General features: G+C 57.3%; 11 protein-coding genes. 9 read left to right on the forward strand and 2 right to left on the reverse strand.

Annotated elements, in window-relative coordinates; all coding sequences use genetic code 11:
- Window positions 1-232: 232 nt before the first annotated feature.
- Window positions 233-1,765, forward strand: coding sequence for an outer membrane homotrimeric porin (locus DDIC_RS05175; RefSeq protein WP_136399452.1), 1,533 nt, complete (start codon window positions 233-235; stop codon window positions 1,763-1,765).
- A gap of 311 nt (window positions 1,766-2,076) precedes the next feature.
- Here the strand turns inward: DDIC_RS05175 and DDIC_RS05180 are convergent, their stop codons facing one another.
- Entirely contained in the window at window positions 2,077-3,525 is a 1,449-nt protein-coding gene (locus DDIC_RS05180; RefSeq protein ID WP_136399453.1) for an aryl-sulfate sulfotransferase, read from the reverse strand.
- A 303-nt stretch (window positions 3,526-3,828) separates the two neighbouring features.
- On the opposite strand from DDIC_RS05180, the gene DDIC_RS05185 reads away from it, so the two are divergent.
- A complete protein-coding gene (locus tag DDIC_RS05185; protein ID WP_168732472.1) occupies window positions 3,829-4,497 on the forward strand; it encodes a Crp/Fnr family transcriptional regulator in 669 nt (222 codons plus the stop codon).
- 214 nt (window positions 4,498-4,711) lie between these two features.
- Here DDIC_RS05185 and DDIC_RS05190 read toward each other — a convergent pair whose 3' ends face one another.
- Window positions 4,712-6,700 carry a tetratricopeptide repeat protein gene (locus tag DDIC_RS05190; RefSeq protein WP_211088897.1) on the reverse strand — a complete coding sequence of 663 codons (1,989 nt, stop codon included), beginning with the start codon at window positions 6,698-6,700 and terminating at the stop codon, window positions 4,712-4,714.
- Between the two features lie 406 nt (window positions 6,701-7,106).
- Here DDIC_RS05190 and DDIC_RS05195 point away from each other — a divergent pair, with 406 nt between their 5' ends.
- The 7 genes from DDIC_RS05195 to DDIC_RS05225 all read left to right on the forward strand — a co-directional run bounded on the left by DDIC_RS05195 (window position 7,107) and on the right by DDIC_RS05225 (window position 13,780).
- On the forward strand, window positions 7,107-8,108 hold the full coding sequence (locus DDIC_RS05195) for a transporter (protein WP_136399456.1): 1,002 nt from the start codon (window positions 7,107-7,109) through the stop codon (window positions 8,106-8,108).
- 153 nt (window positions 8,109-8,261) lie between these two features.
- A complete protein-coding gene (locus DDIC_RS05200) occupies window positions 8,262-9,089 on the forward strand; it encodes a substrate-binding domain-containing protein (protein WP_136399457.1) in 828 nt (275 codons plus the stop codon).
- Between the two features lie 100 nt (window positions 9,090-9,189).
- Window positions 9,190-9,885: an ABC transporter permease gene (locus DDIC_RS05205; protein ID WP_136399458.1), complete on the forward strand. Its 696-nt coding sequence runs from the start codon at window positions 9,190-9,192 to the stop codon at window positions 9,883-9,885.
- Entirely contained in the window at window positions 9,882-10,553 is a 672-nt protein-coding gene (locus DDIC_RS05210; protein ID WP_136399459.1) for an ABC transporter ATP-binding protein, read from the forward strand. The genes DDIC_RS05205 and DDIC_RS05210 overlap by 4 nt, the downstream gene beginning before the upstream one ends.
- Before the next feature lie 197 nt (window positions 10,554-10,750).
- Window positions 10,751-12,499, forward strand: a complete 1,749-nt coding sequence (locus DDIC_RS05215) for an aldehyde ferredoxin oxidoreductase C-terminal domain-containing protein (RefSeq protein ID WP_136399460.1) — start codon at window positions 10,751-10,753, stop codon at window positions 12,497-12,499.
- A 151-nt stretch (window positions 12,500-12,650) separates the two neighbouring features.
- The gene (locus tag DDIC_RS05220; RefSeq protein ID WP_136399461.1) at window positions 12,651-12,890 is read left to right on the forward strand and encodes a MoaD/ThiS family protein; all 240 of its coding nucleotides are present in this window, start codon (window positions 12,651-12,653) and stop codon (window positions 12,888-12,890) included.
- Window positions 12,891-12,901: 11 nt separating this feature from the next.
- Window positions 12,902-13,780 (forward strand): HesA/MoeB/ThiF family protein, encoded by an 879-nt coding sequence (locus DDIC_RS05225; RefSeq protein ID WP_136399462.1) that lies wholly within the window; start codon window positions 12,902-12,904, stop codon window positions 13,778-13,780.
- The last annotated feature ends 2 nt before the right edge of the window (window positions 13,781-13,782 follow it).

The raw sequence follows: 13,782 nt of genomic DNA on the forward strand, positions 1-13,782 counted from the left end.
GGCGACGTTGTTACGGCAACATTTTAGAGATATTTATTTCACATTTGTAATAAATATTAATTAAATTATGCAATTATATTAATTGTTGGAAAGCCTTACCTGGATTGTGAAAAAATAGACTTTTTTCAAAAAATGTTGTTCCGGCAACGGTGCAAGCCTGTGGAAAAAGCCACTACAGAGCATTGTTGGATAAAGGTTCTGTTTGGTTGCACCAACTTGCACAGGAGGAATGATGAAAGCTGTCCGTGACAACATGCTGGGATTGTTGCTTGCCGGAGGCTTGCTGCTTGCGCCGCAAACAGCCGACGCCATTGATTTCAAGGTAAAGGGGGCCTTTGACATCAGTTTTGAAACATCCAACGTGCTTCCACGCGGCGTAAAAGGAAGCGACACCTTTGGGGCCATGGAGCGCCTGCGCACGCAGATAGACGCCATAGCCAGCGAAAACGTGTCGGGCAGCCTCATGTTTACGGTGGGCACCGGCACCATGAACTGGGGACGTTCTGCCGACGGCGCGTCCCTGGGGGCGGACAGCACAAAAAACCTTGGCGTGCGCCATGCCTATATTGACTGGATCGTGCCCAAAACGGACGTAAAAGTGCGCATGGGCATGCAGCCGCAGCTTTTGCCCGGTTACGTCACTGACTGGAGCGCGGTGTACGGGCAGTATTCCACCGGCGTGACCGTCAGTTCGCCTCTGGCGACCAGCGGCGAGTACAAGTTTGGGCTTTCCGGTTTTTGGGCACGGCCCTATAATGACAATTCAGAAATTACGCAAAACGGCCAGACGCAAAAAAACTACCTTGATAACCTCGACCTGTTTGCACTGACCTTGCCTATCACCGGCAACGGCATGAAAATTACTCCCTGGGGTATGTATGGCCTTATTGGTCAAAACAGCCTGCGGGGCATCAACACCAATACCGACCAGCGCGAGCCAGCCATCTATGCTCCGCGTGGCGGGCTCATGCCCGTGCTTGGCAGCGGCGGCAACTACTTTAGCACCTTTGAAAAAAAGTACCGTAACGCCAACAATACCTGGGGCAACGGTTTTTGGGCCGGGCTGACCACTGATTTCACGACTATCGAACCATTTGATATCGCTGCAGAGTTTACCTATGGCCGCGTGGATATGGGCGAGCTTAAAGACTACACCCAGTTCAGCTCAAGCGGGCAGGCAAAGACGTTTGACCTGGTGCGTCAGGGCTGGTACGCGGCCCTGCGCGTTGACTACAAGTGCACCTGGGGCACGCCCGGCGTGACCGCCTGGTACGGCAGCGGCGACGACAGCAACCCCTACAACGGTTCAGAGCGTCTGCCCCAGTTCAACACCCCCTGGCCGGTCACGCCCCTGGGCTTTGGCGGCGGTTTTTTTGACCTCAATACCTGGAAAGTGCTGGGCCACAACCCCGGCGGTCTGGCAGGCGTTGTGGGTACCATCAAGGACGTCAGCTTTATCAATGACCTGACCCATACCTTCAAGCTGGCGTATTTTCAGGGCACCAACAGTGCGGAGATGCCCCGCAAAGCCAATATGACAAGCTATCCCAGCCGGGCGGACGGCCCCATGGCCTACCTCACGACCACCGACCACGCGTGGGAGGGCAGTGTTTCCAATACCTACAAGATTTACGACAACCTGCAGATGAATGTGGAAGCCGCCTATGTGAACCTGCATCTGGACGGCGGCACCTGGCATGGTGTGGAAGACTCGCAGTATCGCGACAACTGGCGGGTTTCGTTGACCTTCCGTTACTCGTTCTGATTTTTGCGGCCAGTGGCCGATATGGCGGGAGGGTGCGCTCTCCCGCCTTTTTTTTATGGGCAGATTTGGTGCCGCCAGGTAAAAAATGTCCCTTGCAGACGGCGCAGCCCTGCCGCTTTGCGAGGCTTTTTTACGGCAGATTAACGGGGGGCGATGGTTGGGGCAATGCTTTGCGCTGGGGCTGTTGCAGGCCCTTGCCGCATAGCGCCGCTCCAGCGGTATATCCATTACGCGCAGAGCAGTTGCCCAAAAAACAGGGACCCCGCCCGAAGGCGAGGCCCCTGCAGGAAGGCGGGTATGGACCTGGGGGGTTATTCCGTCGCGGCCACGCAGTGGCCTGCGCCGCTGTAGTAACCAATGGTGCCTTCAACCTTTACCTCAGACATGGGGCCAAAGGGGGCCGCGCCGGGCACGCGGAAGGTTTTGACTTCCAGGGGCTCAATGGCTTTTTCTTCGGGCACGACGGCCTGCGGCACCCACGAGTAGGGCAGGCGGTAGGCGCGGTACACCCAGTTCATGGGCAGGCTGATGTGCCCCTTGTACGGGCAGATGTATTCCCACACTATTTCGTGCTCTGCGGTCACTTCAAACACGCGGCCGTCTGAGCCCTCGCAGATGAGCGTGTTGCCGTTGGGCAAACGCTGGGCCGAGCTGATAAAGGGGCTGTAAAAACGGCTGGCGTCGAGGGGCACGAGAAAGCCTGCTTCGTGCGGGGTGTACTGCCAGACGATCTTGCGGGCCACGGGGTCTATTTCGAGCACGCGCGAGTAGTCGCGCTGCGCGGCCTTGACGCCCTTGGGCGCACCGGGGTTGGTGCTGCCGTAACCGGCCCAGCCGCCGTTGTCGTATACCAGTATGTTGCCCTCGCCGGGCAGCCCCTTGGGGATCATGTGCGCGTGGTGCTGGCCGATGATCCAGCCTATGGCCTTGTCCTCGGGGCTGCGGTCGTAGTCGGGGCCCAGCTGCCAGACGATCTTGCCGGTCTTTTTGTCGAGGATGAGGATGATGTTGGTTTCGCGGCCGTCAATGATGATGTTGTCAGGGTGAAAGCGGGCGTCGCCCGCCTCAAACCACTTGTTGGGACCAAGGGTGGACATGGAGTTGACGTGCATCCAGTCGCCGACGCCGGGGGCGTCTTCGATCAGCGTGCCGCCGCGATAGTTTGGGTCGCGGCACATGGCGTTGAGCGCCGCCTCGCCAAAGCCCATTTCATGGGCGTGGTCAGAGCAGTTCCACTCCCACACGATGTCGCCGTTCCAGGTCACTTCGTAGATGACGTCGTCAACCAGCGTTTTGTCGCTGATATAGGGCTGCACGGTGTTTTTGTGGCAGAGAACAAGGGTGTTGCCCGAATCGATCTTGGGCTCCTGACCAGGGGCGTAATACCCGGTGGAGCTGCCCTCCCGCTGAAAGTCGTGGTGCTGGCGAGCCATCCACTGGCTCTTTTGGCCCGGATCTTCCACAAATTCGGCCCGGTCAAACTTCCATACGATTTTTCCGTCCCAGTCTATCTGCACGAGGTCGAGCTGGTCCTGAAGGCCGTGCTTGGGGTGGCGGGTGCCGGTGCTGCCCATGAGCATGCCGCCGGGAAACATCTTGTTGGGAAAGCCGTGAACGTCCTTCCACATGCGTATTTCATGCCCGTTCATGCCAAGCAGCAACGCACCGTTGTCCGGCGCCTGAATAATGGTGAATCCGCTCCAGGCTTTTTCCGGATTATAGACGGTTACGCCTGTGGGATAAATGGTCGGGTGTCCCATGACAACCTCCTCGGGTTGGCTGAATGTGCTTACATTGAACCGTTGAAGGCTTCCAGGCAAGCAGTGCAACGACACGTCTCGCCGCTGGTGAAAGTCTCAAGGTGGCTGGGCAACGGCCTATGGCCGCTTGACCGTGCTGGAAGGGATGCTGCCACAAGATAAATGGTCGAAACGTTGTCCTTGCAACATAATTCACAAAAAGGGTACGGTAGGGTTCAAAACAGAATATGGAGCGCTGTTCAGGCATGGGCTCACATCTGCCCGGCGTGGCCGGGTGTGTACTGTTTGCCAAGGGGGACTGGCGTGTCATTTGCGGAATTGCTCAGACAGAACGAGTGCTGGCGAAGCGTGGCGCTGACAAAGCCGCGTTTGTTTCGTAAGGGCCACAAGTTTTACGACACGCAGCCAGAGATGTACTTTCTGGTTAGCGGCAGGGTTCGCCTCATGGCCCTGGCCCCTGACGGAAGTGAAAAAACTCTCTGGTATCTTGGCGACGGTTCATGCTTTAACGAGACCCCCATGTTTATGGATGGCGGCAAAAGCATGCCCTTCGCCCAGAGCGAAGTGCAGTTTTTTCACGACTGCGCCGAAGACTGTTATATTTGCTCGTTCAGCAGGGAGGAAGTGCACCGCCTGGGCATGGAACAGCCTAGGCTCATTTTAAACCTCTGCAAAAGCTATAGCGTCAAGGTTACGTTGCTGTCAAAAAATGTCGTTTCGCTGAGCATGGAATCGCAACTCACGCGTATATGCAAGTTTTTGGCCTCGCGTATTATACCAGGCTCAACCCCTTTGCGGGCAAGGCGCGATATCTCTTATCGCGATATGGCCGATCTGTTGGGCATGCACCGCATCACGCTGTACAAGGTCATGCGGCAGGCCCAGACAAGGGGGCTGTTCTCGTTTGACAAGAGCAGCGACGAGGTTTTTATCCTCAGGCCGGAAGAATTTTATAAAGAAGCGCACATGTAGGCGCTGCAAAAATGCAATAGTGCTCGTTTGCGGTCAGGATCGGCGACGGCGCCCCGATGTTGGAGGCATAAAGCCGCTAAGCGCAGCCCCGCATCTGCGGCGCAAGACAATCTGCGCCGTGCACAGGCAGGGAAGGGCAGCACAGCATGAGGCAGGATAGTTCGCATAAGCCGTGGTTTGCAGCCCCCAAATGAGGTTGAGGCGTTGCGTGCGGCTAGCTGTTCGGTTTGATTTTGCTCCAGACGTGCTGCAGCATACGCTTAATTTCAGCGGGAAATATCGCTGCCATTATGCCTAAGACAGCTACAATAACACCAATGGCAGTAAGTTTGTCCCCCCGGCTCCAGGCGTCGCCCAGCTGCTGCATAGCATCGCTTGCCGGACTGGACGCCATTTTTTCCGCTGCAGCCTGTTCCGTTTTCATGCCAGCCAGCCCATATGCGATTGCGGCGTCACGAAAATGTATACGGGCCTCATTTTTTCTGCCCAACGTAAGCTCCAGATACCCCAACCCCATGAGCGCGTTGGCCTCGCCCAATCTGGCACCCTCGGATTTGTATAATGCCAGCGTATTATCGTAGGCAAAGCGCGCCTCATCGTAGCGGCCAAGTTTCAGCTCCAAATTCCCCAACCCTCTGAGCGCGTTGGCCTCGCCCAATTTGTCGTCCACGCCTCTAAATAACGTTATGGCATTGTTGTAGGCTGAGCGCGCCTCATCGTAGCGGCCAAGGTTTTGTTCCAAATCTCCCAAACCACTGAGCGCGTTGGCCTCGCCCAACTTGTCGTCCACGCCTCTAAATAACGTTATGGCGCTGTTGTAGGCAGAACGTGCCTCATCGTAGCGGCCAAGTTTCAGCTCCAAATCTCCCAACCCTGTGAGCGCGTTGGCCTCGCCCAATTTGTTGTCCACGCCTCTAAATAATGTTATGGCCCTGTTGTATGCAGAGCGCGCCTCATCGTAGCGTCCAAGGTTTTGTTCCAAATCTCCCAACCCACGGAGGGCGTTGGCCTCGCCCAATTTGTGGTCCACGCTTTTACATAACGTTATGGCATTGTTGTATGCCTTGCGCGCCTCATCGTAGCGGCCAAGTTTCAGCTCCAAATCTCCCAATCCTCTAAGCGCGTTGGCCTCGCCCAATTTGTGGTCCACGCCTTTATATAACGTTATGGTACTGTTGTATGCTTTGCGCGCCTCATCGTAGCGTCCAAGGTTTTGTTCCAAATCTCCCAACCCTCTGAGCGCGTTGGCCTCGCCCAATTTGTCGTCCACGCCTTTATATAACGTTATTGCCCTGTTGTATGCAGCGCGCGCCTCATCGTTGCGGCCAAGTTTATACTCCAATTGGCCTAATCCTGTGAGCGCGTTGGCCTCGCCCAATTTGTCGTCCACGCTTTTATATAATGTAATTGCACTGTTGTATGCCTTGCGCGCCTCATCGTTGCGGCCAAGGTTTTGTTCCAAATCTCCCAATCCTCTGAGCGCGTTGGCCTCGCCCAGTTTGTGGTCCACGCCTTTATATAACGTTGTGGCATTGTTGTATGCCTTGCGCGCCTCATCGTTGCGGGCAAGGTTTTGTTCCAAATTTCCCAACCCTATGAGCGCGTTGGCCTCGCCCAATTTGTGGTCCACGCTTTTATATAATGTTATGGCATTGTTGTATGCCTTGCGCGCTTCATCGCAGCGGCCAAGGCTTTGTTCCAAATTTCCCAATCCTCTGAGCGCGTTGGCCTCGCCCAGTTTGTTGTCCACGCTTTTATATAATGTAATGGCACTGTTGTATGCCTTGCGCGCCTCATCGTTGCGGCCAAGTTTCAGCTCTAAATCTCCCAGTCCTCTGAGCGCGTTGGCCTCGCCAAGTTGATTTTCAAGGGTTTTATACAGCGTCAGGGCGTTGTTGTATGCTTTGCGCGCCTCGTCGTTGCGGCCAAGCATTCGCTCCAGGTTGCCAACTCTGGTTAGGGCGTTGGCCTCGCCCAGTTGGTTTTTCTCAGCCCTATAGATTTGCAGGGCCTTGCTGTAGGCGGAGCGGGCCTCGTCGTTGCGGTCAGCAAAGTAGGCCTCCACGCCTGTTTTTAGCAGGTTGTCCGCCTCATCCGACGGCGAGGTGCTTGCCCCAAGGGCCGTAAGCGAAAAACTCAGCAGGGCCAGGATAAGAACCATCAGGCGTACAAACATTTTTTCTCCATAAATAACAATATACATAGGTAGTTTGGTTAGATAAACACAATCAGGTTGCGGTGTCCACAAGTTGCGACGCATGCATGGAGAACGAAATAATATAAAAAAGGTAAGAAATGCAGTCGCTGCATATGCATGACTGTTATGGAGATTGGGTCATTGCGGCATGTACAGCTTTTGCCATCCAGGTATGGAGGCAAAACACCATGCTGTGGACAATTGGGAAACGGTAAAGCGTGCGGCTCCCTGCCGTCCATCTATGCGGGGCTGCAACAGCGTAGTGTTGCGGCGTGGCAGCCGACAACATGCATGTGCGCAGTCATGGCACGGTATATGTTCTGCGCTGACGCCCCGCATGGCCGTAAGCGGGTATAAACCAGGCATGCTGACAGCGGTGGCGCAATAGGGTATCGTACCGTCGGGAAAAAACATGCGTAATCATCTGACCCGCCAACAACTTGAAGGCCTGACCCTGTGCTGGGAACAGTGGGAGGCCGAGGCCACGACCCGCACCCAAAAAAACATGCGGGCGCGTCTGCATCTGATCTTTTTGCTGATGCGCTACGGCGGCTTGCGTCTGGGCGAGGTGCTCGCCCTTGAGCCGCGCTCATCCATAGACGCCATCACAGGCATGCTGCGTGTTTCTGGCTCCAACGCGCGCGAAATACTGCTGCCTGTCAGCGCCATGCGCAATATCCGCCGCATCCTCAGCCTGCCGCAGGCGGAGGAGCCTGACTTTTTGCAGTTTGACCAAAGCTTTTTGCGCAAAAAGTTCTACACTGTCGGCAGTGTCATAGATCTGCCCCCGGCCTGCGTGGGGCCGCGCGCCATACGCTACTCGCGCGGGCTTGAACTGCTTGAACTGCATGTGCCCATGCCGCTTGTGCTCAAATTTTTGGGGCAGCAGGATGCGGATCAGCTGCTTGCCTTTTTGAATTTTTCTGACGGCGAGGCGCGCAAACTGCTCACCCAGACCCTCGCAAAGGGCAGCCCCGGAACTGCCCACGGCGGCGAGGCCGACGACGGCACCAATCTTTTTTGGGGTATTGTTACCCGTATATTTACCGGCATGCGCAAGGTATATGTGGAGATAACCACTTTTTCAGATTTCAGGCTGGCGGTGGCTTGCACCCCTGAAGAAGCCGCCCTGCATGAAGTGCATGAAAATCAGGTGTTAAGCGTGCGGGTTGACCCCGAGCGCATAGTGTTGAGCCCTGAGAAATCCTCCCTCAGTCTTGCCAACTGCGTCAAAGGCGTGGTGGAAAGCCTGCACTCAGACATGGTGGAAACCTTTGTCTGTGTTGGTTTGCCAGACGGCACAACCCTGCGGGCCACGGTGGACACCTGCACGCTGCCCAACACGCATCTGCGCGACGGCAAAAAGGTTTATGCACATTTTGCATTGAGCGCCGTTCGGCTGGTGGCCGACTAGCATTGTCGGCGGGCAGCAAAAAGCGGTTTGCGCGCCCTGATTTGCACCTTCTTTTGCAATCTTTTATGTCCCGCTTTTTCATGGTATCGTGATGATCATCTCGCTGACGAGCCTGGTTGTTTGCGATTACCTTTTGCAAAAGGAGTCTTATTCATGTTCCGTTTTTCCCGTTTTTTGCTCCTGGCCTGCGCCGCGGGCTACATGGTTTGCGCCGCGCCCGTGCTGGCCGCTGATACCCTTATGATGGCCACAACCACGAGTACGCAGGATTCCGGCCTGCTTGAATATCTCGAACCTGCCTTCAAGCAGGAGACAGGAATCGAACTCAAGTGGGTAGCGGTGGGGACCGGCAAGGCCCTTGAAATCGCCAAAAATTGCGACGCCGACGTGCTGCTGGTGCATGCGCCTTCGGCTGAGCTTGAATTTGTTAAGGCCGGACATGGCGTGGACCGCCGTCAGGTCATGTACAACGACTTTGTGATAGTTGGCCCTGCGGCCGACCCGGCTGGCGTGAAAGGGCAGCCCACCGCCGGGGCGCTCAAGCGTATTCTGGATACCGGGGCTGGCTTTGTGAGCCGTGGCGACCAGTCCGGCACGCACAAGGCGGAGCAGAAGCTGTGGCAGCAGAGCAACATTACACCCGACAAGAACCCCAAGTATTTTTCTGCCGGGCAGGGCATGATCTCTACCCTGAACATGGCCGCCGAAAAACAGGCTTATGCCCTGACGGACCGTGGAACCTGGATCACCTTTGCCGACAAGATGGGCGACAAAAACCCGCTGGCTATTGTGGTTGAGGGCGACAAGGCGCTGTTTAACCAGTACAGCGTCATTACGGTCAACCCCGCCCAGTGCCCCAAGGTCAACCCCGCTCTGGCCAAAAAATTTGAAGACTGGTGGGTAGCGCCAGCTACCCAGCAAAAGATTGCTGGCTACGCCCTCAAGGGCAAGCAGCTTTTCTTTCCCAATGCCGACAAGTAGCTTACCCCGGTAGGGCAGGCATGTAATGCTCATTCGCCCGGGGCTGGCGTTGTGCCCGGCTCCGGGCGAATGTTATTTTGATCAGCAATGAGCAGCCGCAATGGATTATCTTATCAACGGGTTCAGCAACGCCTTTTATCTGCTCACGCACATGGATGCGGCCACGCTTTCGGCCATTTATGCAACCATTGCGTCTACCTGCTATGCCATGGCGGCGGCTTTGCTGCTGGGCGTTCCGCTGGGGTTTCTGCTCGGGCATTGCTCCTTTCCCGGTAAAAGGGCGGTCAGGCTTGTTTCAGACACCTTGCTGGCCTTTCCCACGGTGCTCATAGGCCTGCTGGTCTATGCCTTTATTACCGCCCGGGGTCCTCTTGGCGAATACGGCCTGTTGTTTACCCTGCCGGGCATGGCAATCGGGCAGGCGGTGCTTGCGCTGCCTATTGTGGTTTCGTGGACAGCCCAGGCCCTTGAAGACCTCGACCCCCGTTGCCGCGAAACCCTGCTCACGCTGGGGGCCAACGGCAGACAGCTTGCCATGTACGCGTTGTGGGAGTGCCGTTACGCCGTGGGCATGGTGTGCGTTACCGCTTTTGGGCGCGTTATTACAGAGGTGGGCGTGGCCATGATGCTGGGGGGAAACATCCGTTACGCCACCCGTACCATGACAACGGCCATTGCCCTTGAGACAAGCAAGGGCGATTTTGCCCAGGGCATTGCCCTTGGCCTTGTGCTGCTGCTCATGGCCTTTATGGTCAATCTGGCGCTGGCTTTTTTCAAGCGCAGGGGGCGTGCGTGAGCGCCAACCTGTACGAAGCCCGCAACCTTGTGCAGCGCTACAACGGGCGGGAAGCTCTCAATGTGCCGTACCTTGCCATTGAGCAGGGCGAAGCCGTATTCCTCACCGGGCCCAACGGCTGCGGCAAATCAACCTTGCTGCGCCTCTTGGCCTTTCTGGAACGCCCGGCTGCAGGCGTACTGCGCTACGCTGGCGGGGCAGACGGGCGCAAGGAGGCAACCCTGCTCCTGCAGGATCCTTACCTGCTGCACATGAGTGTTTTCAACAATGTGGTGCTTGGGTTGAAGTTTCGCAACCAGACGGCAAACCTGCGGCAAACCTTTGAATGCAGCATGCAGGCCGCAGGCTTTGACGAACCCTGGAAGTTTGCAGATCGCGGGCCCTACGAACTCTCTGGCGGCGAACGCCAGAGGGTTGCTCTGGCATCGCGCCTTGCCCTGCGCCCCAGGGTGCTGCTGCTTGATGAACCAACAGCCAATGTGGATGCGGCAAGCGCCCGCGCTCTGGCCCAGGCCGTAAAAAACTGCACGGCAGACGGCATAACTGTTGTCTGCTCCACACACGATCCTGCCTTGTTGCGTGCCATTGATATTCGCGAGATCAGGCTTGGCTCGTCGTGGGACGCGGAGCCCGCCCCGTGTCTTTGCCCCTCATACCCGCGCCGGTAGCGGCATTGCGCCGGTCTGTACGATTATATTCAGTTTTTTAATATTGTTACCAGCAAATTCCCTTTTTTTGTCTTGCTTTTATTCTCGTGCGGGAGAAAAGCGAGACATTTTTTTTGTCTGCTTGCACTTTTTTCTTTCACAGAGGTATCAAAGGATAAACACAAACAGGCGTAGCCACGCCTTTGCAAGGAGGCTCCATGTTCCGTTTTTTGCGCGTCAATATGGCGACCAAGACCTGTGTTTTTGAAGAAATCCCTCAGGAATACGCTGGCCTTGGCGGCCGCGCGTTGACCTCCACCATTGTGGCCCGCGAGGTTCCGCCCACCTGCACCCCCATCGGCCCGCATAACAAGCTTGTTTTTGCTCCCGGCCTGCTGGGCGCGACCAACAGCCCCAACGCCAACCGTATTTCAGTGGGCTGTAAAAGCCCGCTTACCGAAGGCATCAAGGAATCCAACGCGGGCGGTCAGCCCGGCGGCCATCTGGCCCGTCTGGGCATTCTGGCCGTTATTGTGGAAGACATGGCAAAGGAAGGCGAGTGGTGGCAACTTGAAGTAAGCAAGGACCACGCCAGGCTGATTCCCGCTGAAGTGGCCGGGCTCAACAACTTTGACGCCGTTGCCAAACTTGTGGAAAAATACGGCAAAGACTGCAGCTATATCACCATTGGCCGTGCGGGCGAGTTCAAGCTCACTGCGGCCTCCATCGCCTGCACCGACCGCGAGCTGCGCCCCATGCGTCATGCCGGGCGCGGCGGCGTTGGCGCTGTCATGGGTTCCAAGGGCCTCAAGGCCATCATTGTGAACCCCGAGGGCGGCAAGAGCCAGCCCCTGATGGACGAAAAAGCCTTTCGCGAGGCTTCCAAACGCTTTGCAACGGCTCTTTCGGAGCATCCCATTACAAGCAAGGGCCTTGCCGAATACGGCACAGCCGTGCTGGTCAACATTCTGCACGAAGCGGGCGGCCTGCCCACGGCCAACTTTACCGTGGGCCAGTTTGACAAGCACGAGTCCATTTCGGGCGAGCTTATGAACAAGCTCACCAAGGAACGCGGCGGCGAGGGCATTGTGGCCCACGGCTGCATGAGCGGCTGCATGATCCGCTGCAGCGGTATTTTGCCGGACAAAAAGGGCAAGTTCCAGAGCAAGTGGCCTGAATACGAAACCCTGTGGTGCTTTGGCCCGCACTCCGGCATCAGCGACCTGGACGCCATCTCCAAGTACGACTACATGTGCGACGATATCGGCGTGGACACTATCGACGTCGGCGTTGCTGTGGGCGTTGCCATGGCTGGCGGGGGCATACCTTACGGCGATACCAAGGCCGTGCTTGAGGTCATGAACGGCATCAGCGAGGGCACGCCCATCGGTCGCGTCATCGGCTGCGGCGCGGCGACCGCGGGCCGGGTGTTTGGCGTACGGCGCGTGCCTACTGTCAAGGGCCAGAGCCTGCCCGCGTACGATCCCCGCGCGGTCAAGGGCCAGGGCGTTACCTACGCCACCACCCCCATGGGCGCCGACCACACGGCCGGTTACGCCGTTACGTCCAACATCCTCAACTGCGGCGGCACGGTTGATCCGCTCAAGAAGGAAGGCCAGATCGAGCTTTCGCGCAACCTGCAGGTCGCTACCGCGTCTGTGGATTCCGTGGGGCTGTGCCTGTTTACGGCCTTTGCCATCCTTGACGTGCCGGACGCGTTGCCCGCCATCGTGGACATGCTCAACGCCAAGTTTGGCTGGCAGCTCACCGGCGACGACGTGGTAACGCTGGGCCAGCGCATTCTGTCGACAGAAATCGACTTCAACCGCCGCGCGGGCATTACCCAGGCTGCGGACGTGCTGCCCGAGTTCTTTACTGACGAAAAGCTGCCCCCGCACAACACCACCTTTGACATCACCCACGAAGAACTCAAAACAGTGTTCAACTGGATTGAGGAAAAGAAGTAGGGTTCAGTATTGGCCGCCGCTCCGCCTGGAGCGGGGCGGCGGCCGCGAATTTCGTTTTACGGCGGCGCGAGGTGCGCGCCCCGGCTGGCTTGACTGCTTTTGGGCAGAGCGGGCATAATTGGACAAGACCTGGCAAGGTCAAGGAGAGTCCATGAAACTGACCGTTAAGTTGAGCACCACCCTGCGGGACTGTGTGCCAGGCTACGTGCCGGAAACAGGCTTGCAGGTGGAAATGCCGGAAGGAAGCACCGTGGCCCAGCTGGCGCAACGCCTGGGGTTGCCGCCGCAGGACATCAAAATTGTCATGGTCAACGGACGCCAGCATAAGGTGGACGATCCCATGCGCGACGGTGACCGTATTGCCTATTTTCCGGCGGTCGGAGGAGGCTAGGCCCGTTGACCATGACAACACCAGATCCGCACGATTTTTTCCATCCATACATCCGGGCGACCTATCTGACGGAGACCGCCGCTTGCGGCCAGCGCGAAACGCTGTTTGTAAGCCTTGAGGGCCAGCGGCTTTGGGCTGCCCGTAACGGCATGACCCTGCGTGCCGCCATGGTTCATCTGCTTGGCTGCAACATCTGGCCCGAACGCTTTCGCCGTAATTTCGGGCTTTTTTCTGCGCAGGATATGGCCCAACTGCTGCAAAGCCGTGTGCTGGTGCTGGGCTGCGGGGGGCTGGGAGGTCATGTGGCCGAGCTGTTGGCCCGCTCTGGCGTGGGGTGCATACGGCTGGTGGATAACGACGTCTTTGACGAGAGCAATCTCAACCGGCAGCGATTTTGTTCCGAGCGTGTTCTGGGCCAGCCCAAGGCCCGTGTGGTTCGGGATGCCCTGGTTGATATTGCCAGCCATGTAGAGGTCGAAGCCCTGGAGTTCGCAGCCGACGAGGGCAATCTTTCCGTCCTGGTGGCGGGTATGGATGTTGCCCTGGACTGCCTGGACAACATCTCTGCCAAGGCTGCGCTGGAAAGGGCGGCTCTGGCTGCGGGTGAGATTTTTATCCACGGCTCTGTGCTGCGCAACGAGGGTTTTTGTTACGCCAGCGCGGGCCCGAAGGCGCGGCTTGATGAGCTTTACCCCCAGGGACAAAGTGAGCACGAGCTTGACCGATCCCGACGCGAGGGCGTTGGGGCGCTGGCTCCTGCCTCGGTGGCCTGCCTGATGGTAAGGCTTTGCCTGCGTGCACTATTGCGCTGCACCGCCAGCACCCCACTGTTTCACCTCGACCTTTCCGTGCCGGAGCTGGAGAGGTTTGACTGGGCGGACAGGGCCTGACC

This window comes from Desulfovibrio desulfuricans, from assembly GCF_004801255.1.
Classification (GTDB): Bacteria; Desulfobacterota; Desulfovibrionia; order Desulfovibrionales; family Desulfovibrionaceae; genus Desulfovibrio; species Desulfovibrio desulfuricans_C.

Excerpts from the sequence above, each read along its gene's own strand:
- DDIC_RS05175 (WP_136399452.1), top strand. The coding sequence starts at position 233 with ATGAAAGCTGTCCGTGACAACATGCTGGGATTGTTGCTTGCCGGAGGC.
- DDIC_RS05180 (WP_136399453.1), bottom strand. The coding sequence starts at position 3,525 with ATGGGACACCCGACCATTTATCCCACAGGCGTAACCGTCTATAATCCG.
- DDIC_RS05190 (WP_211088897.1), bottom strand. The coding sequence starts at position 6,700 with ATGTATATTGTTATTTATGGAGAAAAAATGTTTGTACGCCTGATGGTT.
- DDIC_RS05195 (WP_136399456.1), top strand. The coding sequence starts at position 7,107 with ATGCGTAATCATCTGACCCGCCAACAACTTGAAGGCCTGACCCTGTGC.
- DDIC_RS05200 (WP_136399457.1), top strand. The coding sequence starts at position 8,262 with ATGTTCCGTTTTTCCCGTTTTTTGCTCCTGGCCTGCGCCGCGGGCTAC.
- DDIC_RS05205 (WP_136399458.1), top strand. The coding sequence starts at position 9,190 with ATGGATTATCTTATCAACGGGTTCAGCAACGCCTTTTATCTGCTCACG.
- DDIC_RS05215 (WP_136399460.1), top strand. The coding sequence starts at position 10,751 with ATGTTCCGTTTTTTGCGCGTCAATATGGCGACCAAGACCTGTGTTTTT.
- DDIC_RS05220 (WP_136399461.1), top strand. The coding sequence starts at position 12,651 with ATGAAACTGACCGTTAAGTTGAGCACCACCCTGCGGGACTGTGTGCCA.
- DDIC_RS05225 (WP_136399462.1), top strand. The coding sequence starts at position 12,902 with ATGACAACACCAGATCCGCACGATTTTTTCCATCCATACATCCGGGCG.